The following is a 25,201-nucleotide window of genomic DNA, read 5'->3' on the forward strand; positions in this document are numbered from 1 at the left end:
GCGCGCCGCATGAACGGCTCGGCCATCGTGATGGCGCTCTACCTCATCTTCCTGATGCTGCCGATCTACTGGCTGCTGAACATGAGCCTCAAGACCAATGCCGAGATCCTCGGCACCTTCTCGCTCTGGCCGCAGGACCTGACCTTCGCCAACTACGCCAAGATCCTGACCGATGCGAGCTGGTACATGGGCTATGTCAACTCGCTGATCTACGTGGTGATGAACACGGTCATCAGCCTCGCCGTCGCCCTGCCCGCCGCCTATGCGTTCAGCCGCTACAGCTTCATGGGGGACAAGCATCTCTTCTTCTGGCTGCTGACGAACCGCATGGCGCCGCCCGCCGTCTTCGCCCTGCCCTTTTTCCAGCTCTACTCGTCCATCAGCCTTTTCGACACGCATATTGCCGTCGCGCTCGCGCATTGCCTCTTCAACGTGCCGCTGGCCGTCTGGATTCTCGAAGGCTTTATGCGGGGCGTGCCGCGCGAGATCGACGAGACCGCCTATATCGACGGCTATTCCTTCCCGGCCTTCTTCATCAAGATCTTCACGCCGCTCATCGCCTCGGGCATCGGCGTCGCCGCGTTCTTCTGCTTCATGTTCTCATGGGTCGAATTGCTGCTCAGCCGCACACTCACATCCGTCGACGCCAAGCCAATCGCAGCCACGATGACCCGCACCGTGGGCGCGGCGGGCGTCGATTGGGGCGTGCTCGCCGCCGCGGGTGTTCTGACCATCGTGCCCGGCGCGCTCGTGATCTATTTCGTGCGCAACTACATCGCCAAGGGCTTTGCCCTGGGGAGGGTGTGATATGCTGGACTGGATGGCATGGACATGGCCGACCGCCGCGTTCTTCGGCACCATCGCCGCGCTGCTGATCGTCTTCACGATCCTCGCGATCAAATATCCCGAGACGCCGCGCGTGGGCATCCTGCGGATCGAGACGACACGGGGGGATCGTCTCTTCATCACGCTGCTGGGCTCGGCCTTCATCAATCTCGCGTGGCTGGGCCTCGGCCTCGGCCCGCAATATTTCGCGCTGCTCGTCTGCCTCGGCTATGCCGCGGCGGTCTTCCGCTGGGTCTAGGGGGGCGGCGCCAAGATCAATACCGTTCAACCAAAGGGAGGAAACCTAAAATGAACGTTACACTCAGATCGACCACCGCGCTGGGGCTCGTCCTCGGTCTGGTGGCCGCACCGGGCTTTGCCGACATGGAGGCGGCCAAGACCTTCCTCGACGAGGAAATCGCCGGGATCAGCACGCTCACCCGCGAAGAGCAGGAAGCCGAGATGCAATGGTTCATCGACGCGGCCCAGCCCTTCGAGGGGATGGAGATCAACGTCGTTTCGGAAACGATCACGACGCATGAATACGAATCGCAAGTGCTCGCGCCGGCCTTCACGGCCATCACCGGCATCAAGGTCACGCATGATTTGATCGGCGAGGGCGATGTCGTCGAGAAGCTTCAGACACAGATGCAATCGGGCGAGAACATCTACGACGCCTATGTCAACGACAGCGATCTCATCGGAACGCATATCCGCTATGGCCAGGTCCGCAACCTGACCGACTGGATGGCCGGAGAGGGTGCCGATGTGACCTTGCCGACGCTCGATCTCGACGATTTCATCGGGACCGAGTTCACCACCTCGCCCGATGGCAAGCTCTACCAGCTGCCGGATCAGCAATTCGCGAACCTCTACTGGTTCCGCTACGACTGGTTCAACGACGAGAAGAACAAGGCCGATTTCAAGGAGGCCTATGGCTATGATCTCGGCGTTCCGCGCAATTGGTCGGCCTACGAGGATATCGCCGAGTTCTTCACCGGGCGCGATCTGAGCCATCTGGGCGTCGAGGGCGAAGTCTTCGGCAACATGGATTACGGCAAGAAGGACCCCTCGCTCGGCTGGCGCTACACCGATGCATGGATGTCCATGGCCGGCATGGGCGACGTGGGCGAGCCGAACGGTCTGCCCGTCGACGAATGGGGCATCCGCGTGAACGAGAAGTCCCAACCCGTCGGCGCCTGCATGGCCCGTGGCGGCGCGACGAATTCGCCCGCGGCGGTCTATGCCGTCGACAAGGCGATCGAGTGGCTCCAGAAATACTCGCCCCCCGCCGCCGCCGGCATGACCTTCGGCGAGGCCGGTCCCTTCCCGGGCCAGGGCTCCATCGCGCAGCAGATGTTCTGGTACACCGCCTTCACAGCTGCGACCGTGACGCCCGATCTGCCCGTCATGAACGAGGACGGCACGCCCAAGTGGCGCATGGCCCCCTCGCCGCATGGCGCCTATTGGCAGAAAGGCATGAAGGTCGGCTATCAGGACGTGGGAAGCTGGACGCTGATGCAGTCGACGCCCGAGGATCGCGCCAAGGCCGCTTGGCTCTATGCGCAGTTCGTCACCTCCAAGACGGTCGACGTCAAGAAATCCGACGTGGGCCTGACCTTCATCCGCGAGTCCACCATCGATTCGGACCACTTCACCCAGCGCAAGGATAAACTGGGCGGCCTCGTCGAGTTCTACCGCTCGCCGGCGCGCACGCAGTGGTCGCCCACCGGCACCAACGTGCCCGACTATCCCAAGCTGGCACAGCTCTGGTGGCAGAATATCGGTGACGCGATGTCGGGCGCCAAGACCTCGCAGGAGGCGCTGGACCAGCTTTGCGCCGACATGGAGGACGTGATGGCCCGCCTCGAGCGTGCCGGCATCCAGGGCGATCTTGGCCCGGTCCTGAACGAGGAGCAGGATCCCTCCTATTGGCTCGAGCAGCCGGGCGCCCCGAAGCCCAAGCTCGAGAACGAGGACGAAGAGCCCCAGACCATCAGCTATGACGAGCTGGTGAAATCCTGGGAGCAGTAAGGCCCATCCTTCCGGGGCGCGTCAGTGGCGCGCCCCGGACCCAATCACCGAAACGACTCCGAATTACATGACCTACATCCTCGCGATCGATCAGGGCACCACCTCCAGCCGCGCCATCCTTTTCGACGAGGCGCTGCACGTGACCGCCGTCGCGCAGGAGGAATTTCCGCAGCATTATCCCCAATCGGGCTGGGTCGAGCATGACGCCTCGGACCTTTGGTCCACCGTCGCCGGCACCTGCCGCGCGGTGATCGAGCGCGCGGGCATCACCGCCGCCGAGATCGCCGCCATCGGCATCACCAACCAGCGCGAGACGACGCTGGTCTGGGACCGTGAAACCGGCCAGCCCATCCACAACGCGATTGTCTGGCAGGACCGCCGCACCGCTGCCATCTGCGCTGCGCTGCGCGAGGCCGGCCACGAGGACATGGTGACCGAGCGCACCGGCCTGCTGCTCGATCCCTATTTTTCGGGCACCAAACTCAAATGGATCCTCGACAACACCGAGGGCGCTCGCGCCCGCGCCAAGGCGGGCAAGCTGCTCTTTGGCACGGTCGACAGCTTCCTCATCTGGAAGGCGACCGGCGGGGCGTCGCATGTCACCGATGCAACGAACGCGGCGCGCACGCTCCTCTATGATATCCGAAAGGGGCGCTGGAGCCGCACGATCTGCGATCTGCTGGACATCCCGATGGAGATGCTGCCGGAGGTCAAGGATTGCTCGGCCGATTTCGGCGTGACGCGCAATGACCTCTTCGGGCGGCCCATCCCCATTTTCGGTGTCGCAGGGGATCAGCAGGCCGCGACGATCGGACAGGCGTGTTTCCGGCCCGGCATGCTCAAATCGACCTATGGCACGGGCTGCTTCGCCCTTCTCAACACCGGCGCGACGCCCGTGCGGTCGCGCAATCGCCTCTTGACCACAATCGCCTATCAGCTCGACGGCACGCCGACCTACGCGCTAGAAGGCTCGATCTTCGTGGCGGGCGCGGTCGTGCAATGGCTGCGCGACGGCCTGAAGATGATCCGCGCGGCGAGCGAGACGCAGCCTCTGGCCGAGGCGGCGGACCCCGCTCAGAGCGTGATCCTCGTGCCCGCCTTCACCGGCCTCGGGGCGCCCTATTGGAACGCCGAATGCCGTGGCGCCATTTTCGGGCTCTCGCGCAATTCCGGCCCCGCCGAGCTCGCCCGCGCCGCGCTCGAGTCCGTCGGCTACCAGACCCGCGATCTCCTCGAAGCGATGCATCTCGATTGGAGCGGCGAGAGCGACCACGCGGGCGCCCCCGCGACGCTCCGCGTCGATGGCGGCATGAGCGCGTCCGATTGGACCATGCAGTTCCTCTCGGACATCATCGGCGCCTCGGTCGATCGCCCCGTCACGCTCGAGACGACGGCGATGGGCGCGGCCTGGCTCGCGGGTCTGCGCGCCGGCCTCTACCCGGCGCAGGAAAGCTTCGCCGAGATGTGGGCGCTCGAACGGACTTTCACGCCGCAAATGCCCGAGAGCCTGCGCGGCGAGAAATACCGCGCATGGAAACGCGCCGTCGCGGCGGCGCAGCAGGTCTGAGCCGCGCTTCGCTCAGCGCACAACGAACTCCGCGTGAAGCGCGCCCGCGGCCTTGATGCTCTTGAGAATGTCGATCATGTCGCGCGGCGCGACGCCCAGCGCGTTGAGCCCGGCGACGACCTCGGAGAGTGTCGTGCCCGGCGGCACCTCGGCGAGGCCGATGCCGGGCTCCTCGTCGATGGCCGCGGCGGTCCGAGGCACCACGACGGTCTCCCCCTCGGCGAAGGGGTTCGGTTGCACGGCGATTGGCGTCTCCTCGATCCTGAGCGTCAGGTTGCCCTGCGACACGGCGATCCGGCTGATCCGGACGTCCTGCCCCATCACGATCGTGCCCGACCGCTGATCGACCACGACGCGCGCCTTGCGCTCGGGCTCGACCAGAAGGTTCTCGATCTGCGCCAGCGCATGCGCGGGCGACGCCGTGCGCGTGCGCGCGATGTCCAGTTGCACCGTTCCACTGTCGAGCATGACCGCGACCGCGCGCCCGAACGCGCTGTTGACGACGGCCTCGATGCGGCCGGCCGTGGTGAAATCGGGCTCGCGCAGGGCGAGGCGCAGCTGATCGAGCGAGCCGAGCTCGAAGGCGATCTCGCGCTCGACACGCGCGCCCGCGGGGATCGTTCCCGAGGTCGGCACGCCCTGCACCACTTCGGCGGCCTCGCCCCGCGCGGCCGCGCCACCCGCGATGATCGTGCCTTGCGCCACGGCGTAGATCTGCCCGTCCGCCGCGTTGAGCGGCGTCATGACGAGCGTGCCTCCCAGAAGGCTTTCGGCATCGCCGATGGCCGAGACGGTCACGTCGATCTGCCCTCCGGCGCGCGCGAAAGGCGGCAGGCTCGCCGTGACCAGCACGGCGGCGACGTTTTTCGGGCGGAACTGCTCGCCCGCGACATTGACGCCGAGCCGCTCGAGGATGTTCGACATGATCTCCTCGGTGAAGGGCGCGTTGCGCAGGCCGTCCCCGGTGCCGTTCAGCCCGACGACGAGGCCGTAGCCCACGAGATCGTTGCCGCGCACGCCGTCGAACTCCACCAGATCCTTGATGCGGATCGGCCCTGCCAGCGCGGGCAGACCGGCGAGGATCAGGATGGCGAAGCCGGCGATCAGGGAGCGGATATGTCTCAAAGGAAATTCACCAGATTGAGGCGCTGCGTCCGCGCGGTGAGCGTGTAGATCGTCTCGAGCCGAAGCTGCGCCTGCTCGAGCGCGGTCGCCGTCTCGAAAGGGTCCGCCGACACGAGATCGCTCCGCGCGATTTCGAGCGCCGCGGCCTCGGACGCGTTGCGGGACATGGACTGGTCGATCCGGGCCTCGGCGAACCCGAGATCGGCCCGCAGGTAGACGATGGCCTCGATCGCGCCCGCCATCCCGGCCCCCGCCCCGCGCATAAGCGCGACCCGCTCGGCTCCGGGGAGCGCCAGGGTGTCGTCCGCCGACAGCGCCGCCGCGACCGTCTGCTTGAGCGCATCGCGCAGCCGCGCGTCGTCCGCGCGGATCGACAGGCTCACCTCCTCGCCATTGCCGAGCCGGTGCGGCGATGCATCGGCCGTGCCGCCGCGGTAGATCAGGGTCTCGAACCCGCTGCCCGCGCCGTCGAAGAACGTATCGAGCGCGGCCCGGACGGACGCCGCATCGCCTGCGCCCGCGACAGCCGCCCGCGCAGCCGACATGAGCGATGCCGCACCCGCAAGTGGCGACGCATCCGGCGCATCGCCCGCGAAGATGTTCTGGCCAGCGACCCGCGTGTTGAGCGCGCCCACCATGCTTTCGAGCGCGCGCCCGGCCTCCGCCGCGATGGCGCCGAGGGCCGGCCCTTCGCCCTCGTGATCGGCGAGCAGGGCGTGGCCGGAAAGGGCGCCGAGCTGCGTCTCGACATGTTCGAGCGCGCTTTGCATCATTTCGGCGCGCACCGATCCCTCGGCGCCCGCTGCGGATTGGGCGGCGACGCGCGCCAGACGGCTTTCCATGTCGGACAATTGAGCAAAGCTGCCGCCCAGATGATCGGAAAGCGCCGCGACCCGCCCCGATGCGAGCTCCTGGCCGAGCCGCAAGACATCGGATTGCGCGGCCGCTGCATGGCGGCGCAAGGACAAGGACTGCGCAAGATCGCCTATCGCGTGAAAAGTCATGGTCGGATCCTCAAAAGGGTTTCCATCATGTCGTCGAGCGTCTGGATCATGCGCGCATTCGCGGCATAGGCCTGCTCGATCAGCAAAAGCCGCGCTGTCTCGTCATCCGAATTGACCCCGTCGGCCAAGAGGCGCTCCTCGAGGCTCGACTGTCGCATGGCGGCGAAGCTCGTCGCGCGCTCCTCGATGAGCACGCCCTGGGCGAGGCGGGTGACGAAGGCGGCGCCATGGTCCGAAGCGGAGGCCGCCCCGCGGCCGAGATCGCCCGAGGCCATCACCCGCGGACCGGCCAGCGCGTCGGCGAGCGCGTGGAGCCGGTCCGCATTCCCGGCAGGCCCCGGGCCGAGCGCGCCCAGACCGTCCCGCAGGCGGCTGACGTCACCCCCGCGCGCCGGATCCACGGCGGCGTTCAACCGAAGCCGCCCGGCAAGTCCGACCTCGTTTGCCGGATCGAGCCGCCCCCCGGCATCGGTGAAGAGGCCGGCATCGCCAGCGCCGATGGTGGTGTCCCAGCCGGGGTCTTGTGTCCGTTCGATCACGTCGCGCGCCAGCGCGTCGAGCTGCCGCTGGGCATCCACGGCCAAGACGTCGCGCGTCTCGAAGAGGGCCGCAAGCCGCCCGCCGGCGATCGGGCTGCGCGCTCCCGAGGGGGCGATCTCTTCGCCACCCAGCCTCAGCCCCGACAGCGCGCCGTTCTCGAGGGACATGTGCGGCGCGATGAGGTTGGCGCGCGAGAATGAGAACGTCGCGGCGCCGGTGTCGACGAGGAGCGCTCCGCCGGGGGTCATGAGCGCCACCGCGCCATCCTCGCGCGGCACCTCGCGCACCGGGATCATCGCGGCAATGCGGTCGGTGACGACCTGCCGGTGATCGAGCAGCGATGCCGCATCGGCGCCCTTCCGCTGCGCTGCCTGAATGCGGAGGTTCAGCTCATGCACCTGCGCGAGATCGGCGTTGAGGCCCGTCACGGCGGCATCGATCTGCGCCTCGGCGCGCGTGCGGCCCTCCTGAATTTCCTGCGATGCGCGATTGAACGCATCGCTCAATGCGCCCGCCTCGAGGCCGACCTGCCGCAAACGATCGAGCGCGTCCGGCCGGCTGGCCGCGGTGACGAGCGACGCCTCGAGCGCGGCGAGCCGGGCGAGGAGCGATCCCGGCTGGTCCGGCGTGCCGAAGCTCTCCTGCACGCCGCGCAGAAACGCCGCGCGCGTTTCGCCATGCGCCAATTCGGCATCGGCCAGGCGCCGGTCGGACAGGACGGCGGCATCGACATGACGCGTGATCGCCGCCACGCGTACGCCACCGGCGGTGCCGCTCGCCGCCTGTGTCATCGTGATCTCGCGGCGGCCATAGCCATCGGTCTGGATGTTGGCGAGGTTTGCGGCGACGACGCCCGCCGCCCGGGAATTCGCGGCAAGGCCGGATATGGCGTTCGACAATGCGGAGGTGAGGCTCATCGCGGCAATCCTTCAGGCAGAATAGGGCGGCGCCCCGGCATGTCGCGCGCGTCAGCGCTTGATGTTGGTGGTTTCCTGCAGCATCTCGTCGACGGTCTGGATGACCTTGGCGTTCGAGGAATAGGCGCGCTGCGTCTGGATCATGTCCGTCAACTCGCCCGCCACATCGGTCGCGCTTTCCTCGCGGGCGAAGGCCACCACGTCGCCCGTCGGCCCGTCACCCGCATCCCACAGGAAGAACGAGCCGCTGTCGGGCGACGGCATGAAGGTCTGGTTGTCGAGCGACACGAGGCCGTTCGGGTTGGGCAGATCGACAAGCGGCACCTGGTAGATGACCCGCGAGATGCCGTTGTCGAAGGCGGCATGCACGAAGCCGTTCTGATCGACCTTCGCGGATGTCATGTTGCCGACCGGCGAGCCATCTTTGGCGATGGAGAGGGGCGCGAACTTGTCCGAAAGCTGCGTGAGCCCGTCGCGCGCGCCCAGCCTGCCGATCCCGACCTCGATCGGGCCGCCATCGACCGTCACGATCACCGAGCCCGTGGCCGGATCATAGGATCCGCCGATACCGCCCGGCGTCACGGACTGAAGCGTGCCGCCGGTGGTGCGCGCATCGTCGAAGACGAGCGTGTATTCCCCGATCAGCGCATCGCCCTGCGCCGAGTCGCGCAAGGTCATCGTCCATTCGTTCGAGGTGCCGGTGGCCGGCACGGTCGGCGTGAACTCGATCTTGACGTTTTCCGAGCGCCCGAGATTGTCGAAATACTCGACCGAGAGCATCTGCGGCGCGCCCGTGGCGGCCGCATCCGTCTCGGTGGCGGGCAGGTTGAGGCCGAGATTGATCGATGTGGTCGGCTCCCCGGTGAGCTGGTTCACATTGATGCGCACCGGCTCGAGCCCGTCGGATGTGTCGCGTGGGAAACTCGGCACCGTGCCGTCCGGGTTGGCGGGCCAGCCCAGAAGCACGAGGCCGCTTTCCGTCTTGAGAATGCCGTCGGCGTCGGTGCGGAACGATCCGGTGGAGGTCAGCAGCATCTGCTGGGAGCCGTTGCCGAGCGCGACTTCGCTCGATCTCGCGACGGGAAGCATGCCGCGCCCGCGCACGGCGAGATCGGTGGCGTTCGCGGTGGTCGTGAGCGAGCCGCCCTGGTCGATCAGGCGCTGATTGACCGAGCGCACGCCGCCGGCGGAATAACTGCCGCCCGCGCCACTGATCACCATGGACTGGAAATCCGTCTCCATCCGCTTGTAGCCGTAGGTCGCCGAATTCGCGATGTTGTCCGAGATCGCGGCCAGCCGGTTGGCATTGGCGGCGAGCGCCGCGACCCCGGCATTGAGCGAGGAGGAGATTGTCATGGATACGCCTTTCTGCTGCATCGACCTTCGTTGCCGAACAGACTTACGCGCGCTCCTTTAACATTCGCCTAACAGATAAAATCCGATGCGCTTCCGCGCCGTCCGGCGCATTCACCGCCTCATCCGGGCCTGCGCAGGAAGATCACCTCGATGCGGTTGTTGCGCACGGCCATCGGATCGCGCACCGCCGGGTCGCGATCGGCATGGCTCGTCACGCGGGCCACGCGCTCGGGCGGCAGTCCGGCACTCTTGAGCAGCGCGCGCATCGCCTGCGCGCGCTCCGTCGACACCTCCCAGACTGGATTTTCCCTGAGCACCACGGGCGCGGCGCGCATATGCGCCTCGGCGGCGACGGGGTTGGTCACCATGGCGCCCACATCGACGAGAAGCGTCGCCAATGCGACGAGGATCGCGGTCGGCTCGGCGCTGCTCTCGATGAAAAGGGGCGCGCCCGCCAGATCGAAGAGCTCGACCACCAGCCCCTCATCGGTCACGCGCGTGAGGATGTGCCGCTTCAGCCCGGCGGGTATCCTGCTGTCACCGCTGGAGCCTGCAAGCGCGCTTTCTATCCGGCGTTGCAACTCCTCGAGCGCGGTATCGGCCTCGGTGCCGGTCACGCCGCGCGCCATGCGCGACTCGGTCGCCCGAAGACTCGACGCGCCGAGCCCATCACTCACCAGAGTGTCCTCGGACATGACGCTGTCGCCGCCGAAATGGCCGTCGCCCCCGCTCGAGACGCGGCTGATGGGCACAACGGGGCTGAAGTAGTCCGCAAGGCCCTTGCGTTGTTTCTCCGTCGTCGCGTTCAGCAGCCACATCAACAGAAAGAACGCCATCATCGCCGTGACGAAATCCGCATAGGCGACCTTCCAGGCACCCCCATGATGCCCGCCGCCCGCGACGATCTTCTTTCTCTTGATGATGACCGGCGCCGCATTGCTTTGCGCGCTCATTTCACCACCTCTCAACTCACCCGAGCCAAGGGGTAGCATTCCGGACGTTACCGCGCGCTTAACACTTCAACTTGTCGTCATTTCGCGCGCGCCCCAAGCCGCGTCTTTCATCGGTCAGGCAAGGTTGAGCCACGCAAGCAACGCGCGGCGGAAGGCTCAGCCCTGACCGCGCTCGTAATAGGCGCGCATGTGTTCGGCCTCCTGCCGCGCCTCGCGCAGGCCGTCCATCGTGGCGGCAAGCTCGGCCTCGGTCTGACTGAGCTGGTTGGTCAGCTCGGCCTCGCGCTGTTGAAGATAGGTGATCGCCTGATCGCGCGTTTCCTCGGCCTCGTGCAGCTCCTGCGCCATGCGGTCGAGCTCGCCCACATCCGAATGCGAGACGCGAATGAACCGATGCACCAGCCAGTTGGCGAACCATCCGAGCGCGAAGGCGACGAAGAGGATGATCGCCGTGGCAATGATGAATTCAGTTCTGTTCATCGCCCGAGCCTTCTTCCTCTGCATCGCCACTGTCGTCGCCGGAGCCTTCCTGCGGCGCGGCTTCCTCTTCCTGCCCCTCTTGCTCGAGGCTTTCAAGCCCCGAGTTTTCCGGCTCCGGCGCAGGCTCGGCCTCGATCAGCTTGAACTCGATGCGGCGGTTGGCCTCGCGGCCTTCCTCGGTGTCGTTGCCGGCGATGGGCACGCTCTCGCCATAGCCCTTGGCGGTGAAGCTCGAGGTGAGCACCCGGCGCGCCCGCAGCGCGTCGAGCACGGCATTCGCGCGCGCCTCACTCAGCTCGGCGTTCATCTCTTCGCGGCCCTGGCTGTCCGTATGGCCGCCGATCTGGATGCGGATCTCGCCGCATTTGTCGAGAATGTCGGCGATGTCGTTCATGATCGCGGCCCCGTTGGCGTCGATCGTCGCCGATCCGGGCTCGAAATTGATCTTGCGCTCGTCTTGAATGGCCGCGATCTGCGCAATGCATTCCTCGGGAGTCGGCAGGCCCAGGACGGGATCGAGCGCCTCCTTGTACTCGACGTCGATATCGAATTGCGCGGCCTCGCCCAGTTTCTCGGCCAGAAGTCCCGCGATCTGCGATCCGGCTTCCTTGCGGCCGGTCTTGCCGGTCAGTGTGAGCTCGGTCGGTGTCACGACGACGGCGCCTTGCGAGACGAACCCCAGCGCCTCGAGACCCGTGAGAACGCGCATCGGCCATTCGGCGGGCAATCCTTCGACCACGCGGGCGCGGTTATAGACCGCGTCCGAGCGGAACCGCGCCTTGGCGAAGCTGTCCACTGTCTCGCGCATCCGCTCGCTGCCGAGCTTGCCCCGGAGCTGAAGCTGACCTTCGGGCGAAAGCGTGGCGACGAATTCGGGAATGACCGGCGCGCCTTCCGTCTCGGGCGGGGGCAGCACGGCCTGGAGGGCGAAGACATCGGGCAGATCGCTGTTGAGCCCGCCGACCACGTCGTCGAAGGTCGACTCGGCCGTGCCTTGCGCGGCGAGCAGGGCGATGTCGGCATCCGCGAAGGTCACGCTGCCGCCGCCCAGATCACCGACCGCCTTGATGGCGAGCGCGGCGGCCTTGCCCCATTCGGGCGTCGGAACGCCGAGGCCGATGGTGCAGTCCGCCGCGCCTTCAAGGCCCGCCGCGCGCGCGGCCTCGAGAATGCGGCGCTGCGCCTCGGGCGTGTCCGCCGAGCAGGCATCGAACCGGGCGATCCCCTCTTCGATCAGGAAACGCAGCGTGAAGGGCGTGATGACCGGGCGCGGTGCCGAGACATCGACCGCGACGCGCAGGTTCGACGGCACGCGCCGCTGGAGGCTCTGCTCCAGCTCGACCTTTTCCTCGGGGCTGTCGGCCATGGTGATGATCGCGACCCGGCCCGCATCGACCGAGATCTTCGCCCGGTCGAGCTGCTTGAGCGCCCGCACGGCATAGTCGATGGCCGAGTCCCAGCTCGCGCCCACGGGGTAATCCGCCGATTCCAGAAGGTCCGTCACCTCGCCGCCGTCCGCCGCGTCTTTCATCTCTTCGAGAAATTCCTCGCGCTCCATGGAGGCCGGGATGAGACCGATGAGCGATATGCCGTGATCGTTGCGCAGGATCTCGACCGAAAAGCGCGGCGGCGCGATCTCGGCGCTGTCCTCGACCAGCATCTGGTCGATCACGCGCGCGGCGTCCACGATCCGGCCCGCCACGGTCAGCGCGGCGAAGCGCTTCGCCTCGTTCGGGGCGACACCGGCGAGAAAGACCTGTAGCCCGTCGGCATCCACCTCGGTCCAGGTCATGCCTTCCTTGTCCAGCTCGCTGCGCACGCTGTGCCGGGCATTGTCCTCGATCACCCGCACCGAGAAGCTCGCGGCGACGAGGCAGAGAATCGCGGCCAGAAGAAACGTCCCGGCGATCGCGAAAATGGAGGAAAGGCGCATGCTTGGCCCACTCTTCAGGAAACAATCACCCGTGTTTAGGCCCCTGACCCCGGTAATTCAATCACACCAGCAGGGCGACGGCGAAAAACGGCAGGGGCAGGAGGCCGGCATCCCGGTTGGACCTGAAAAGGGTCAAAAGCCCTTGCATGTCGCGGGTGTCGAGCCGCGTCATCTGCCAGACAAGATGCAGGCCGAACGCCCACGGCCCCAGAAGTGCGACCAATAGCGCCACCGGATCACCGCCACGGGCGGCAAGAATCACCGCCGCCGTCATCAGCACGACCGTCGCGACTAGAAAGCGGCGGAGCCAGACGGGCGAGCGATCGCCGAAAAGACGCGCGGTCGATTTCACCCCGATCAGCGCGTCGTCCTCGGCATCCTGATGCGCGTAGATCGTGTCGTAAAAGAGCGTCCACGCGATCCCGGCGAGGTAGAGCACCACCGCCGGCCATTCGAGCCGCCCGGTATGCGCCGTCCAGGCAAGGAGCGCGCCCCAGTTGAACGCGATCCCCAGAAAGACCTGCGGCCACCACGTGAACCGCTTGGCGAAGGGATAGACCGCGACCGGCGCGAGCGCGAGGATGCCGAGCGCGATGGCCATGGGCGGGAAGGTCAGCAGGATGCAGAAGGCCAGCAGCGCCTGCGCGACGAGCCATGCGAGCGCGCCCTTCACGCTCACCTGTCCCGAGGGGATGGGCCGCGAGGCGGTGCGCGCGACGCTGCCATCGATATGCCTGTCGGTGATGTCGTTCCAGGTGCAGCCCGCGCCGCGCATGAGAAACGCGCCCAGCGCGCAGCCCGCGAAGATCCACAGGTCGAACCAGCGCGCGTGCCCATCATGCAGCATGGCCAGCGCGAGCCCCCACCAGCAGGGCAGGAGCAGCAGCCATGTGCCGATCGGCCGGTCCGCCCGGCTCAGCCGCAGGTAGGGGCGTGCGGAGGCCGGAGCGTAGCGATCCACCCAATTGCCCTTGACGGAATCGGCGACCGAATCCGCGACGGTGCCCTCTGGCTTCGGCTGGCGCCCGGTCATATGTTGCCCCTCATGGATACGGCCAAGATCAGATTACATGTAGAGCAGCCATTGGGGCCGGGGCAAACGGTTCGTCTGGAGCAGGGCCAGGCGCATTACCTCTTCGGGGTGATGCGGCAGGGCGTGGGCGCGCCCGTCGCGCTCTTCAACGGCACGGACGGCGAGTGGCTGGCCGAGGTGGCCGAGGCCGGCAAGAAGGCGGGCGCGCTCACATGCCTGCGCCAGATCCAACCTCAGCGGATGCCGCCCGACCTCTGGCTTCTCTTCGCGCCGATCAAGAAGGCCCGCACCGATTTCATCGTCGAGAAGGCCACCGAGATGGGCGCGGCGCGCATCTGTCCGGTGCAGACCGATTTCACCAATTCCGAGCGCATCCGGCAGGACCGTCTGCAAGCCCATGCCGTCGAAGCTGCCGAGCAATGCGGCGGCACTTTCGTGCCCCCGGTCGACGATCTGGCCAAGCTGGGCCGCCTGCTCGACGCGTGGGATCCGGCGCGGCGCATCCTTTTCTGCGACGAGACGCTGGCGAGTGGCGAGGCTCTCGATATGCCCCGCGATGGTGGCCCCTGGGCGATCCTCATCGGCCCCGAGGGCGGCTTTTCCGAGGCCGAGCGCGCGCGCCTCGCCGCGCTGCCCCATGCTCATGCCATGCGCCTCGGCCCGCGCATCCTGCGCGCCGATACCGCCGCCGTCGCGGCGCTGACGCTCTGGCAAAGCCGGCTCGGGGATTGGGTGTGAGCAGTTTCCTGCGACCCGAGGCGCTGGGAGCGCTCGCGCGCTGGCGGGGCGCGCTCATCAGTCTTGGCGTCATCGCGGCGGGCGCGATGATCGCGCTCGCCTCCTTCGGCGTCACCTTCTGGCTGGGCTGCGCCATTGCCGCTCTGGGCGCTGTGTCGCTCGTCGCCGCGCTCCAGCGGATGCGCTTCGCGGGCGGCAGCGGCGGGCCGGGGGTCGTCGAGATCGACGAGGGCGCGATCGGCTATTTCGGCCCGCTCGGCGGCGGCGTCATCGCGCGCTCCGAGATGACCGCGCTCGCGCTCGACCGCACCGGCAGGCCCGCGCATTGGGCGCTCAGCCAGCCCGGCCAAGAGGATGTGATGATCCCCCTGACGGCGGCGGGGGCCGATGTGCTCTTCGATGTCTTCGCCGCCCTGCCCGGCATGCGGACCGAGCGGATGCTGGCCGAGATGCGCCGGAGCGAGCCTGGCCGCGCGATTTTGTGGCGCCGCCCCGACGCCGACGCGCCGCATCTGCGCCTCACCTGATCCTGTGCGTCGCGGGTTGACACCCCCCCGCCCCCGCGCCACCTACTGAGGCCTGAATTCCAGCGGAGGCTCTGCCAATGTCCATTCCTCAATCCGGCGGCGGGCCGATCGAACATCACGGCCAGTTGGCCGAGTATCTCGAGGCCGGATGCAAGCCCGCGGCGGACTGGCGCATCGGCACCGAGCACGAGAAATTCGGCTATTGCAAGGACACCCACAAGCCCATCCCCTACGAGGGCGAGCGCAGTGTTCTGGCGGTTCTGGAAGGGCTGCGCGACATGCATGGCTGGTCGCCCGTCACCGAGGACGGCAAGCTGATCGGCCTCGAGAAATGGGGCGCGAACGTCTCGCTCGAGCCGGGCGGACAGCTCGAGCTGTCGGGCGCACCGCTCGAGACGATCCACGCCACCTGCGACGAGGTGAACGCGCATCTGCGCGAGGTCAAGGACGTGGCCGACCGCGTCGGCGTTGGCTTCATCGGCCTCGGTGCCGCGCCCGAATGGACACATGAGGACATGCCCCTCATGCCCAAGGGCCGCTACAAGCTGATGGACAGCTACATGCAGAAAGTCGGCACGATGGGGCGCGTCATGATGCGCCGCACCTGCACTGTTCAGGTCAATCTCGACTTCTCGTCCGAGGCGGACATGGTGCAGAAATTCCGCGTGGCGCTCGCCCTCCAGCCCGTCGCCACCGCGCTTTTCGCCAATTCGCCCTTTTTCGAGGGCAAGCCGAACGGTCATAAGTCATGGCGCAGCCGCGTCTGGCGCGATCTCGACCCGGACCGCACCGGCATGCTGCCCTTCGTCTTCGAGGAGGGCATGGGTTTCGAGCGCTATGTCGACTACGCGCTCGATGTTCCGATGTATTTCGTCTATCGCGACGGCAAGTATGTCGATGCGCTCGGCCAGTCCTTCCGCGACTTCCTGCGCGGCGCGCTTCCGGCGCTGCCGGGCGAGAAGCCGACGCTGAGCGATTGGGCCGACCATCTCACGACCGCCTTTCCCGAGGCGCGGATCAAGAAATTCATGGAGATGCGCGGCGCGGATGGCGGCCCTTGGCGCAGGCTCTGCGCGCTTCCGGCCTTCTGGACGGGCATCATGTACGACAGCGACAGCCTCGATGCCGCATGGGATCTGGCGCGCGGCTGGACCGCCGAGCAGCGCGAGGCGCTGCGCATCGCGGCCAGCGTCGACGGGCTGCAGGCGAAGGTGGACGGGATCGACATGCACGAGGTGGCGCGCCGCGCGCTCGACATCTCCGAGGCCGGTCTGAAGGCGCGCGCGCGTCCCGGCGCCGAAGGCCTCATTCCGGACGAAACGCATTTCCTTAACGCTCTGCGCGAGAGTATCCAGTCGGGACAGGTGCCCGCCGATGAGCTGCTGGCGCGCTACGATGGCGAATGGAACGGCGATCTGAGCCGGATTTACGCCGAATATTCCTACTGAGGGGATCCCGCCGCCTCGACCTTTTCAGATCGTGATGAAGCCGCCCCGGTGATAGCCCAGCGCCGGACCGTCATCTATCGCGGTCTCCAGCACCTCGCCGATCAGGATGACATGATCGCCCGCCTCGACCAGATTGTGCCGGGCGCAGACGAGCGTGGCGATCGCGCCGGGCAGAATCGGCAGATCGTGCAGGCCCGGATACCAGTCCGTCCGCTCGAATTTCTCGTCGCTGCGGGATGCGAAAAGCGTCGCCGTGTCTTTCTGCGCGGCCCCGAGGACGTTGATCGCGAAATGGGGCGCCGCACAAAAGGCGGGTCCGCTCAGCGCGTTGCTTCCGATGCAGACGAGCACGAGCGGCGGCTCGAGCGAGACGGACGTGAAGGAATTGGCCGTGAAGCCGCGCGGCGTGCCATCGGCTTCCCGCGTGGTCAGCACGGTCACCCCGGTGGCGAACCGGCCGAAGGCGTCACGCAGGGCGCGGGTATCTGTAACGGTCATGAAGGCTCCGGCGATGTTGTGCTGGCAAGAGGATAGGGCGCGCGCCCCGATTGGCACGCGCCCCTTCTACAGACACCTTTCCGGCGATGCACCCCCTGCCGGGGCCTTCATGCCTCAATCGCTGCCGCGCACCGATATCTGCGCATCGGGCGCAGGGGCGAACTGGCGCTGCACGAGGAAGAGGAGCACCGTGAGGCCGATCCCAATCAGGTCCGTGACCAGCCCGCCCGAGATCATGCAGAGCGCCGCGAGCACGAGGCCGAGCCGCATGAACCACGCGACGCGCCCGCCCATGAACCAGCCCTGCACGCCCGAGGAGAGCAGGAAGACCCCGAAGACCGCCGTCGCGCCCGCGCGCAGCACCTCCGGCCAGCTTCCGTCCATCAGAATCGCGCCGTTGTAGAAAAACATGAAGGGCACGATGAAGGCCGAGATGCCCACCTTGAAGGAGGCCACTGACGTCTCCATCGGGTTCGCGCCCGATATGCCCGCCGCCGCGTAACTGGCCAGCGCCACCGGCGGCGTGATGGCCGAGACCACCGCGAAATAGAAGACGAAGAAATGCGCGGTGAGTTGCGGAATGCCGAGCTGCACGAGACCCGGCGCCACGACCGAGGCCGCGACCGCATAGGCGGCTGTGGTCGGCATGCCCATGCCCAGAAGGATCGAGATGCACATCGCGAAGAAGAGCGCCAGAAGCTGGCTCGTATCGGCGAGGTTCAGAAGCACCGAAGAGAAGCGCGCGCCGACCCCGGTGAGGCTGATGACGCCCACGATGATGCCCGCACAGGCGCAGACCGCGATGATCTGGATCGACATGATGCCCGCCAGCTCGAACGCCTTGAGGATGCTGCGGATCCCCATGCGGTAGGGCGTGAGCCACGAGACGACCGCCGCCGCCGCCGTCGCCAAGGTGCCCGCCCGGATCACCGAATAGCCCATGAAGAGCGCGGCGATCAGGATGATGATCGGCAGGAACAGAAAGACGCGCCGCACCATGTCGCGGAATTTCGGAAGCTCGTCCTCGCGCATGCCCCGCATGCCCAGCTTGGCCGCCTCGAAATCCACCATGAAATAGATCGATACGAAATAGAGGATCGCAGGAATGATCGCCGCGATCGCGATGTCCGTATAGGGAATGCCCGTGATCTCGGCCATGATGAAGGCGCCAGCGCCCATGATGGGCGGCATGATCTGCCCGCCCGTCGAGGCCGCCGCCTCGACCGCGCCGGCCGTCTTCTTGTGATAGCCGACCTTCTTCATCAGCGGGATGGTGAGCGAGCCGGTCGCCACGACATTGCCCGCCGAGGTGCCGTTGATCATGCCCATGAGGCCGGAGGCGAAGATCGCCACCTTGGCCGGGCCGCCCCGCGCGCGCCCTGCGGCGGCGAAGGCGAAATTGACGAAGTAGTCACCGACTTTCGACGCCTGCAGGAAAGCCGCGAAGATGATGAAGAGGATGATGTAGGTCGAGCTGACCGCCGTCGTCGGCCCGAGGATGCCGGCATCGGTGTAGACCTGGCTGAAGAAACGCGTCCACTGGATGTTCGGCGCATTCAGAAAGCCGGGCAGCATGTCCCCGACGAAGACATAGACGAGGAAGATTCCCGCGATCACGATCAGCGCGAGACCCGCCACGCGGCGCGTCATCTCCATGATGAGCGCGGTGCCCGCCACGGCGGCGAGGCTGATGCCGATGGGGGCGAAGGGCGTGCCCGTCGAGTTGCGCATGAGCGTGCCGTACATCGTGATGAGATAGACCGCGACCGCGATGGCGCAGAGCGACAGGAGAAGATCGGCGATAACCACCTGACCGCGCTCGCGCGTGCGCAGCCAGCCGATCACGATCCCCGTGGCGGTGGCAGCCAGGAGCGGCAGGCCGAAATGGTAGATTTCCTGAGACTTGAATTCGGGGCTCATCCCGTTCCACTGCGCGCCCGCCGCGATCTGGCCCGCGATGCTGAACGCCGTCCAGATGGCGTAGAGCGCGGGGATGAGGGCGATCGCCGCGACGAAATCGAGCGGGTGACGCCCGGTGCCCTGCCCCTCGTCCAGAAATCCGCGCGCGGAATAGAGCGTGAAGCCGAGGATGAGCGCGCCCGCGACGTGCACGATGCGGAAATTCCACGTCTCCATCGGGAAGGTCGGCAGAAGCGGAATGCTCACGCCGGTCCATTCGTAGATCGAAAGACCGTTCAGCGCCGCGACATGGAAGAAGGCATAGATCGCCGACAAGGCGGCTACGACCAGATAGCCCCGCCCCTCGAAGATGCGCCGATTGCTCTCGACCGCTTCCTCGTCGACGCCCTCGGCGACGATCGGCCCTTGCGGATCAAGCTCGGCGGTCTCGCCTTTGGTCTGCTCCGACATCAAAACTCCCCTCCCCGGAGTATCGCGCGCCGCATTCCCGGCACGCAATCAAGTCATGCCGCCCCATTGCGAGGGGCGGCATGTGCAGTTTCGATCCGAGGCTCAGTTGCCGTAGATCATGTCGTCGGGAATGTCCGCGCCCGCGTTTTCCTTGAACCATGCAGCGGCACCGGGATGCCACTTGAGGACTTTGTTCTTGTCCCAGTTCTCGGGCAGGGTCGATGCGGCGGCCTTGTGGATGCCGGTCATGCGCTCGTTGTCGGACATGACCACGTCCACCGCCGCGTTCACGAAGGACGCGGGCAGATCGCAATTCGCGATGGCGAAGTTCCACATGGACACCGAGCGCGCGTCATTCTCGAGCGTGGTGTAGGTGCTCGCCTTGATCGAGAAGTCGGAGACGGGGAATTCCGCCAGAAGCTTCTGCTGCTCCGCCTCGGTGAACTCGATGATGTTCACATCAGTCTGCACCTCGAGCTGGCTGACCGCCGGAACCGGCACGCCCGCCGCGAAGGCGATGACGTCCAGAAGACCGTCCTGAAGCTGACCGCCGAGGTCCGACCAGCCGCCGTTGCGGCGCTCGTAATTCACGCCCAGCGTGTCCATCATGCGCGGGAAGTAGGTGTCTGAGGTCGAGCCCGCGGGGCCGAAGCCGATCTTGGCGCCATCCGGGATCTCGCTGACCGAGGTGATGCCCGAGGAGGCCAGCGCCGTCACCGAGAAGGGCGTCTGGTACATCGGGAACATCGCGCAGGCCTGCGTCATCTCGAGGCCGGGCGCGATCGGGTTGGTGCCCGCGAGCGATTCGGCCGCCGGGCCCATCGTGGTCATGCCGAACGCGGCTTCGCCGGTATGCACCAGCGCCATGTTCTGCATCGGGCCGCCCGTGACTTCGCCGCCGCCGGTGATGCCCAGCTCTTCGGCCACGAGGTTCGCCCAGCCCGAGCCATAGGCGAAATAGGTGCCGCCCTGGCTTGCCGTGCCGACGGTGAAGCTGCTCGGCCAGTCGGATCTGTCGACGTCCTGCGCGAAGGCGGCGCCTGCCGCGAGGATGGTGGTCGATGCGAGGATCGCTGTGAATTTCATGTCTCTCTCCCTGAAACCATGACTGTCGCGCGGCACCCTCCCGGAGCCGCGACCACGGCGGACTAGAGCGGCGGCATGGCATCAGGGCAAGTGCGTTGGACCGGTCCAAGGCAGGCATGCGACACAAAATCGCAGCCGATGGGTCGAAAAGGGGACATCGGCGCCGGAAAGCGGGTGGAAAACCGCACAAGGTGGGCTGCGCGGCCTCCTCAGGTGAAGCTCTCGCGGTCCAGCCCGTGCTTCTGCATCTTCTCGTAGAGCGCCTTGCGGCTGATCCCGAGCGCCTCGTAGGTGGGCCTCAGCGCGCCGCCATGCGCGCTGAGCGCCGCAGCGATGAGCGCGCGCTCATGCGCTGCGACCTGCGCGGGCAGAGGCCCGGTCGCCGCGCCCTCCTCGGCGGAAGGCGCCTCGGCAGGCAGACCCAGAACGAAGCGGTCGGCGGCATTGCGCAGCTCGCGCACATTGCCCGACCAGTCGCACGCGGCGGCCTCGGCCAGCGTCGCCGGCCCCACCTCGGGCGCGGGCCGCTTGTAGCGCGCCGCCGCCTCCTGAACGAGATGCACGAAGAGAAGCGGAATGTCCGAGCGCCGCTCCGAAAGGGGCGGCGCGCGCAGCGTCACGACATTCAGCCGATAGAGAAGATCGGCGCGGAAACGCCCTTCCTCCACCGCCTGCTCCAGCCGGTCCTTGGAGGCGGCGATAAAGCGCACATCCAGATCCACCGGATCGTTCGAGCCGAGCGGCGTGATCTGGCGGCTCTGGATCGCTTGCAGGAATTTGGCCTGCACCCCTGTATCGAGGCTGTCAATCTCGTCGAGAAAGACGGTGCCGCCGCGCCCATGCTCGAGCTTGCCATAGCGCGTGCGATGCGCCCCCGAGAAGGCACCCGCGACATGGCCGAAAAGCTCGATCTCGACCAGATCGCGCGGCAGCGCGGCGCAATTGATATGCACGAAGGGCTTGCCCTGACGGGCCGAGGCGCGGTGCAGCGCGCGCGCGATCACCTCCTTGCCGGTGCCCGTCTCGCCGATGATGAGCACGTCGGCCTCGGTCGCGGCGACGGCGCGGACCTGCTCGCGCAGGCGCACCATGACGTCCGAGCGCCCGATAAGCCGCGCCTCGATCACGTCGCGCCCGCCCACCTGATTGCGCAGCGCGCGGTTCTCGAGCGTGAGGCGCCTTTTGTCGAGCGCGCGGCCCACGACCTGCACCAGATACGCCGGATCGTAGGGTTTCTCGAGGAAATCATAGGCGCCGTCGCGCATCGCCTGCACGGCCAGCTCCACATCGCCATTGCCGGTCACGATGATGACCGGAAGCGCCGGGTCGATCTCGAGCGCGCGGCGCATCAGCGTCATGCCATCCATTCCCGGCATCCTGATATCGGTGATGAGCACGCCCGGAAAATCCCGCGCGAGCCGGGCCAGCGCCATCTCGCCATCAGGGACCGCCGAGGCCGAAAGCCCCGCGAGCTTGAGCGTCTGGGCCGCGGCGCAGCGCAGCTCTTCCTCGTCATCGACAAAGAGCACCTCGCCGCTCATTCCGCCGCCTCCTGCGCGGGCGCGTCCGCCGCCGCCAGATCGACCCCGAAGACGGCGCCGCCCTCGGGATGATCCTCGCCCCAGAGCGTGCCGCCGAAATCGCGCACGATATTGTAGGAAATGCTTAGGCCGAGGCCGAGGCCCTGCCCCATCGGCTTGGTCGTGAAGAAAGGATCGAACATCTGCTCGGCCGCGCCCTCGGGCAGGCCCGGCCCTTCGTCGCGCACGGTGACGCGCCAGCCGCCGTCATGGGGCGCCGCCGCAAGCGTGAGCCGCCCCGCGCCCCCCATCGCATCGACCGCGTTCGAGATGAGATTGACCAAGACCTGTTGCAGCCTCACATGCCCGCCGATCACCCAGGGCGTGCCCGCCGCCGGGCTGTAGTCGAGCGTCACGCCCCCCGCCTTGAGCTTGGGCGCGCTGACCGCGAGCGCGTCGTCGATCACGAGGTTGAGCGGAACCGGCCCGATCGCCTCGCCGGGGCGGCGCGCGAAATTGCGCAGATGGCGCGAGATGGCGGCCATGCGGTCGGCCATGCGGCTGATGCGCCCGATATTGTCGCGCACCTCGTCCGTCTCGCCCCGGTCGAGAAAGGTCCGCGCGTTCTCGGCATAGGCCTTGACCGCCTGCAAGGGCTGGTTGAACTCGTGGCTGAGCGCCGCCGACATCTGCCCAAGCGCCGACAGCTTGCCCGCCTGAACCAGACCCGCCTGCGTGCGGCGCAGCTTCTCCTCGGTGCGGCGACGCTCCTCGACCTCGAAGCGCAGCGCCGATGTGCGCTCCTCGACCCGCTGCTCGAGCATCCTGTGGACCTGCACGCGCTGCGCCGCGCGGTGCCGCAGGTAGGAGGCGACGCAAATCGCGAGGACGACCAGAAGCGCGATCGCGGCGAATACCATGCCCGCCTGAAGCCGCGCAGGGGCCGCGCGCCGCAGGGCCGTAACGGTCCAGCCCGCGCTGGCGAGCGCGTCGCCCGAGGAGGCGATGTATTCCGTGCCGTCGATCACCGTCAGATCGACACCCGCCTCGACGCGGCGCGCGATGTCCAGAAGCGTCAGGCGCTCGACCGGGTATTGCTGGTTCGCGCGGATCACGCTCAGGGCGCGCGGCGTGAGCGGCACGCTCGCCCGCAACCGCCATGCAGGCTCGCTCGCGATGAAGACGATGCCCGTGGGATCGGTCACCAATATATTCGACGAGGCCGCCTGCCAGCCCGCCTCGAAGGCCTCGACCGTGAACTTCACCGCCACCACTCCGAGGATGCGCGGGCCGTCCCGCACCGGCGCGGCGAAGAAATATCCCCGCTCCCCCGATGTCGTGCCGAGCGCGAAATACCGGCCCAGCCCCCCGGCGGCGGCTTGGGTGAAATAGGGCCGGAAACTGAAATTCCGCCCGACGAAGGACCGCTCCTTGCGATAGGAACTCGCGGCGAGGGTCATGCCGTCCATGTCCATCAGGTAGACATCCGAGGCCGTCACCGAGATCGCGGTATTCAGAAGGATGCTGTTCACCGTCTCGACCAGCAGGGGATCGTCGGGATTGCGCAGCACGCGCGCGAGCTCGGGGCGCGCGGCGATGAGATGCGGCAGCGGCGCATAGCGGTCGAGCGCGGCGCGCAGACCGTCACTGACGAGGCGCAGCGTCACGCGGTTCTGCGCGGCGGCGTCCTGAAGGAAATACCGCTCGACCCTCGGCCAGACGAGCGTCGCCAGAAGGACCGCCGCCAGCGCCAGTTGCAGGGCCAGCCGCCATCCCGCCGAATTCTGTGTCATGCGCGCGAACATGCGCGCCAGACTAGCGCGCGGCGCGGATCGGCGCCAGATGCGTCGGCGCGCTCTCAGCCTGCCGGCGTGCCGCCCGCGCCCACGTCCCAGAAGACGCCCGCCATCACCCGCAGCGCATCGCGGCTCAATGATTTCAGCACATGCTCGTCCGGCGCATGCTGCGAGCAGCCGCGATAAGAATGGGGCACCCACACGGTGGGCAGGCCGAGAATGTCGGCGAAGCTGTCATTCGGAAGCGATCCGGCGAGGTTCGGCAGGATATGGGGCGCCTTGCCCGCCGTCTTCTCGATCGAGCCGGTGACGAAGCGCACCCAAGGATGCCCCGGATCGAGCCGCGTCGCCGCGAAGAACCCGCGATCATGCGGCACGATCTCGATCATCTGAAAGCCGTGCGCGTCCAGATGGCGGCGCAGCGCGGGGATGATGTCCTCGGGATCGGTGCCGACGACATAGCGCAGCTGGCAAGTGGCGCGCGCACTGGCGGAAATGGCGTTGACCGGCGCCTCGGGCACGCCGCTCGTCATCGCCAGCACCGCGAAGCTGTTCCAGCCATAGACGCGCTCGGCGGGGGTCAGGCTTTCCTCGCCCCAATCCTCGTCCACCTCGGGGCCGTCGCCGCCGGTGACGGGCAGACCGTCGAGCGCGGCGCGCACATCGTCCGTCAGGCTGTCGGGGCGCCACTCGGGGATTTGGATCTGCCCCCGCCGGTCGCAGATCGTGGTCAGCGCATGGGCGAGGATCATCGCCGGATCGGCCAGAAGCCCGCCCCAGTTGCCCGAATGATGCGCGCCCTCGCGCAAGGTCAGCTTCAGATCGAAGGTCACGCCCCCGCGCGAGCCCATGAAGACCGTGGGCACCTCGGGTTGAAGGCGCGGGCCGTCGGACGCGATCAGCACATCGGCGGTCAGCCGGTCCTTGTGGCTTCGGAAGACGTCGGCGAGGCCGCTCGATCCGACTTCCTCGCTCATCTCCAGAACGATGCGCGTGTTGAAGCCAAGGCTGCCGCGCGCATCCAGAACCGCCTCGAGCGCGGCGATATTGATGAGATGCTGGCCTTTGTTGTCCGCCGTGCCGCGCCCATAGAGACGGTCGCCCTCCTCGACCAGATCGAAAGGCGCGAGGCCCTCGCGCCACATGCCCTCTTGCGCGCGGATCACGTCGCCATGGCCGTAGGTCAGCACGGTCGGCAGATCGTCGCCCTCGCGCCGCTCGCCGATCAGAAGGGGGCCGCCGCGCGGATCGGGATTGTCGATGATCTCGCAAACGAACCCCATCCTGGCCAGCCTCGGCTCAATCGCCTCGGCGAGGTAGCGGCGCAGCTCGGGGCCGGTGCCTTCCTTCTGGCTTTCGGTGCGGTAGCCGACCAGATCGGCCAGCTCGGATTGAAAGACGCCCTTGTCGAAATAGGCGGTGACGGTGTCGATCGCGGTCTCGCGGCTCAT

General features: G+C 67.2%; 21 protein-coding genes. 7 read left to right on the forward strand and 14 right to left on the reverse strand.

The genetic code is table 11. The features are described from left to right. Positions 1-9: 9 nt before the first annotated feature. The 4 genes from ACGRVM_RS14350 (at position 10) to glpK (ending at position 4,426) form a co-directional block, all read left to right on the forward strand. The gene (locus tag ACGRVM_RS14350) at positions 10-807 is read left to right on the forward strand and encodes a carbohydrate ABC transporter permease (protein ID WP_377172676.1); all 798 of its coding nucleotides are present in this window, start codon (positions 10-12) and stop codon (positions 805-807) included. A 4-nt stretch (positions 808-811) separates the two neighbouring features. After that, entirely contained in the window at positions 812-1,084 is a 273-nt protein-coding gene (locus ACGRVM_RS14355; protein WP_377172675.1) for a DUF2160 domain-containing protein, read from the forward strand. Positions 1,085-1,134: 50 nt separating this feature from the next. After that, entirely contained in the window at positions 1,135-2,859 is a 1,725-nt protein-coding gene (locus ACGRVM_RS14360; RefSeq protein WP_377172547.1) for an ABC transporter substrate-binding protein, read from the forward strand. A 67-nt stretch (positions 2,860-2,926) separates the two neighbouring features. Further along, positions 2,927-4,426, forward strand: coding sequence for a glycerol kinase GlpK (glpK, locus tag ACGRVM_RS14365; RefSeq protein ID WP_377172546.1), 1,500 nt, complete (start codon positions 2,927-2,929; stop codon positions 4,424-4,426). 12 nt (positions 4,427-4,438) lie between these two features. Here the strand turns inward: glpK and ACGRVM_RS14370 are convergent, their stop codons facing one another. The 8 genes from ACGRVM_RS14370 to ubiA form a co-directional block, all read right to left on the reverse strand. After that, positions 4,439-5,551, reverse strand: coding sequence for a flagellar basal body P-ring protein FlgI (locus tag ACGRVM_RS14370; protein ID WP_377172545.1), 1,113 nt, complete (start codon positions 5,549-5,551; stop codon positions 4,439-4,441). Beyond that, complete coding sequence (locus tag ACGRVM_RS14375; protein WP_377172544.1) at positions 5,548-6,555, reverse strand: flagellin; 1,008 nt, start codon at positions 6,553-6,555, stop codon at positions 5,548-5,550. The genes ACGRVM_RS14370 and ACGRVM_RS14375 overlap by 4 nt, the downstream gene beginning before the upstream one ends. Next, positions 6,552-8,012 (reverse strand): flagellar hook-associated protein FlgK, encoded by a 1,461-nt coding sequence (flgK, locus tag ACGRVM_RS14380; protein WP_377172543.1) that lies wholly within the window; start codon positions 8,010-8,012, stop codon positions 6,552-6,554. The genes ACGRVM_RS14375 and flgK overlap by 4 nt, the downstream gene beginning before the upstream one ends. 51 nt (positions 8,013-8,063) lie before the next feature. Next, positions 8,064-9,368: a flagellar hook protein FlgE gene (locus ACGRVM_RS14385; protein WP_377172542.1), complete on the reverse strand. Its 1,305-nt coding sequence runs from the start codon at positions 9,366-9,368 to the stop codon at positions 8,064-8,066. A gap of 119 nt (positions 9,369-9,487) precedes the next feature. Further along, positions 9,488-10,321, reverse strand: coding sequence for a flagellar motor protein MotB (locus ACGRVM_RS14390; RefSeq protein WP_377172541.1), 834 nt, complete (start codon positions 10,319-10,321; stop codon positions 9,488-9,490). Positions 10,322-10,477: 156 nt separating this feature from the next. Continuing rightward, the gene (locus ACGRVM_RS14395; RefSeq protein WP_377172540.1) at positions 10,478-10,801 is read right to left on the reverse strand and encodes a hypothetical protein; all 324 of its coding nucleotides are present in this window, start codon (positions 10,799-10,801) and stop codon (positions 10,478-10,480) included. Beyond that, entirely contained in the window at positions 10,788-12,734 is a 1,947-nt protein-coding gene (locus ACGRVM_RS14400; protein WP_377172539.1) for an OmpA family protein, read from the reverse strand. The genes ACGRVM_RS14395 and ACGRVM_RS14400 overlap by 14 nt, the downstream gene beginning before the upstream one ends. 61 nt (positions 12,735-12,795) lie before the next feature. Then, positions 12,796-13,767, reverse strand: coding sequence for a 4-hydroxybenzoate octaprenyltransferase (gene ubiA, locus ACGRVM_RS14405; protein ID WP_377172538.1), 972 nt, complete (start codon positions 13,765-13,767; stop codon positions 12,796-12,798). Positions 13,768-13,779: 12 nt separating this feature from the next. Between ubiA and ACGRVM_RS14410 the strand changes: the two genes are divergently transcribed. The 3 genes from ACGRVM_RS14410 (at position 13,780) to ACGRVM_RS14420 (ending at position 16,480) form a co-directional block, all read left to right on the forward strand. After that, a complete protein-coding gene (locus ACGRVM_RS14410) occupies positions 13,780-14,505 on the forward strand; it encodes a 16S rRNA (uracil(1498)-N(3))-methyltransferase (RefSeq protein WP_377172536.1) in 726 nt (241 codons plus the stop codon). Next, positions 14,502-15,032, forward strand: a complete 531-nt coding sequence (locus ACGRVM_RS14415) for a hypothetical protein (protein ID WP_377172535.1) — start codon at positions 14,502-14,504, stop codon at positions 15,030-15,032. The genes ACGRVM_RS14410 and ACGRVM_RS14415 overlap by 4 nt, the downstream gene beginning before the upstream one ends. A 77-nt stretch (positions 15,033-15,109) precedes the next feature. After that, positions 15,110-16,480 carry a glutamate--cysteine ligase gene (locus ACGRVM_RS14420; protein WP_377172534.1) on the forward strand — a complete coding sequence of 457 codons (1,371 nt, stop codon included), beginning with the start codon at positions 15,110-15,112 and terminating at the stop codon, positions 16,478-16,480. 24 nt (positions 16,481-16,504) lie between these two features. Here ACGRVM_RS14420 and ACGRVM_RS14425 read toward each other — a convergent pair whose 3' ends face one another. The 6 genes from ACGRVM_RS14425 to ACGRVM_RS14450 all read right to left on the reverse strand — a co-directional run bounded on the left by ACGRVM_RS14425 (position 16,505) and on the right by ACGRVM_RS14450 (position 25,201). After that, positions 16,505-16,978 carry a flavin reductase family protein gene (locus ACGRVM_RS14425; protein WP_377172533.1) on the reverse strand — a complete coding sequence of 158 codons (474 nt, stop codon included), beginning with the start codon at positions 16,976-16,978 and terminating at the stop codon, positions 16,505-16,507. A 114-nt stretch (positions 16,979-17,092) separates the two neighbouring features. Further along, on the reverse strand, positions 17,093-19,348 hold the full coding sequence (locus tag ACGRVM_RS14430) for a TRAP transporter permease (protein WP_377172532.1): 2,256 nt from the start codon (positions 19,346-19,348) through the stop codon (positions 17,093-17,095). A 102-nt stretch (positions 19,349-19,450) separates the two neighbouring features. After that, on the reverse strand, positions 19,451-20,434 hold the full coding sequence (locus ACGRVM_RS14435; RefSeq protein ID WP_377172531.1) for a TAXI family TRAP transporter solute-binding subunit: 984 nt from the start codon (positions 20,432-20,434) through the stop codon (positions 19,451-19,453). Positions 20,435-20,643: 209 nt separating this feature from the next. Next, a complete protein-coding gene (locus ACGRVM_RS14440; RefSeq protein ID WP_377172530.1) occupies positions 20,644-21,975 on the reverse strand; it encodes a sigma-54-dependent transcriptional regulator in 1,332 nt (443 codons plus the stop codon). After that, a complete protein-coding gene (locus ACGRVM_RS14445; RefSeq protein ID WP_377172529.1) occupies positions 21,972-23,747 on the reverse strand; it encodes an ATP-binding protein in 1,776 nt (591 codons plus the stop codon). Before ACGRVM_RS14445 ends, ACGRVM_RS14440 begins: the two co-directional genes overlap by 4 nt. A gap of 65 nt (positions 23,748-23,812) precedes the next feature. After that, positions 23,813-25,201, reverse strand: coding sequence for a M20 family metallopeptidase (locus ACGRVM_RS14450; protein ID WP_377172528.1), 1,389 nt, complete (start codon positions 25,199-25,201; stop codon positions 23,813-23,815).

This window comes from Roseovarius aquimarinus (genome assembly GCF_043661195.1).
GTDB lineage: Bacteria > Pseudomonadota > Alphaproteobacteria > Rhodobacterales > Rhodobacteraceae > Roseovarius > Roseovarius aquimarinus.

Coding starts and splice junctions, on each gene's coding strand:
- ACGRVM_RS14350 (WP_377172676.1), top strand. CDS start 10: ATGAACGGCTCGGCCATCGTGATGGCGCTCTACCTCATCTTCCTGATG.
- ACGRVM_RS14385 (WP_377172542.1), bottom strand. CDS start 9,368: ATGACAATCTCCTCCTCGCTCAATGCCGGGGTCGCGGCGCTCGCCGCC.
- ACGRVM_RS14440 (WP_377172530.1), bottom strand. CDS start 21,975: ATGAGCGGCGAGGTGCTCTTTGTCGATGACGAGGAAGAGCTGCGCTGC.
- ACGRVM_RS14445 (WP_377172529.1), bottom strand. CDS start 23,747: ATGACACAGAATTCGGCGGGATGGCGGCTGGCCCTGCAACTGGCGCTG.
- ACGRVM_RS14450 (WP_377172528.1), bottom strand. CDS start 25,201: ATGAGCCGCGAGACCGCGATCGACACCGTCACCGCCTATTTCGACAAG.
- ACGRVM_RS14425 (WP_377172533.1), bottom strand. CDS start 16,978: ATGACCGTTACAGATACCCGCGCCCTGCGTGACGCCTTCGGCCGGTTC.
- ACGRVM_RS14435 (WP_377172531.1), bottom strand. CDS start 20,434: ATGAAATTCACAGCGATCCTCGCATCGACCACCATCCTCGCGGCAGGC.
- ubiA (WP_377172538.1), bottom strand. CDS start 13,767: ATGACCGGGCGCCAGCCGAAGCCAGAGGGCACCGTCGCGGATTCGGTC.
- ACGRVM_RS14390 (WP_377172541.1), bottom strand. CDS start 10,321: ATGAGCGCGCAAAGCAATGCGGCGCCGGTCATCATCAAGAGAAAGAAG.
- ACGRVM_RS14360 (WP_377172547.1), top strand. CDS start 1,135: ATGAACGTTACACTCAGATCGACCACCGCGCTGGGGCTCGTCCTCGGT.
- glpK (WP_377172546.1), top strand. CDS start 2,927: ATGACCTACATCCTCGCGATCGATCAGGGCACCACCTCCAGCCGCGCC.
- ACGRVM_RS14395 (WP_377172540.1), bottom strand. CDS start 10,801: ATGAACAGAACTGAATTCATCATTGCCACGGCGATCATCCTCTTCGTC.
- flgK (WP_377172543.1), bottom strand. CDS start 8,012: ATGAGCCTCACCTCCGCATTGTCGAACGCCATATCCGGCCTTGCCGCG.
- ACGRVM_RS14400 (WP_377172539.1), bottom strand. CDS start 12,734: ATGCGCCTTTCCTCCATTTTCGCGATCGCCGGGACGTTTCTTCTGGCC.
- ACGRVM_RS14375 (WP_377172544.1), bottom strand. CDS start 6,555: ATGACTTTTCACGCGATAGGCGATCTTGCGCAGTCCTTGTCCTTGCGC.
- ACGRVM_RS14410 (WP_377172536.1), top strand. CDS start 13,780: ATGGATACGGCCAAGATCAGATTACATGTAGAGCAGCCATTGGGGCCG.
- ACGRVM_RS14430 (WP_377172532.1), bottom strand. CDS start 19,348: ATGTCGGAGCAGACCAAAGGCGAGACCGCCGAGCTTGATCCGCAAGGG.
- ACGRVM_RS14420 (WP_377172534.1), top strand. CDS start 15,110: ATGTCCATTCCTCAATCCGGCGGCGGGCCGATCGAACATCACGGCCAG.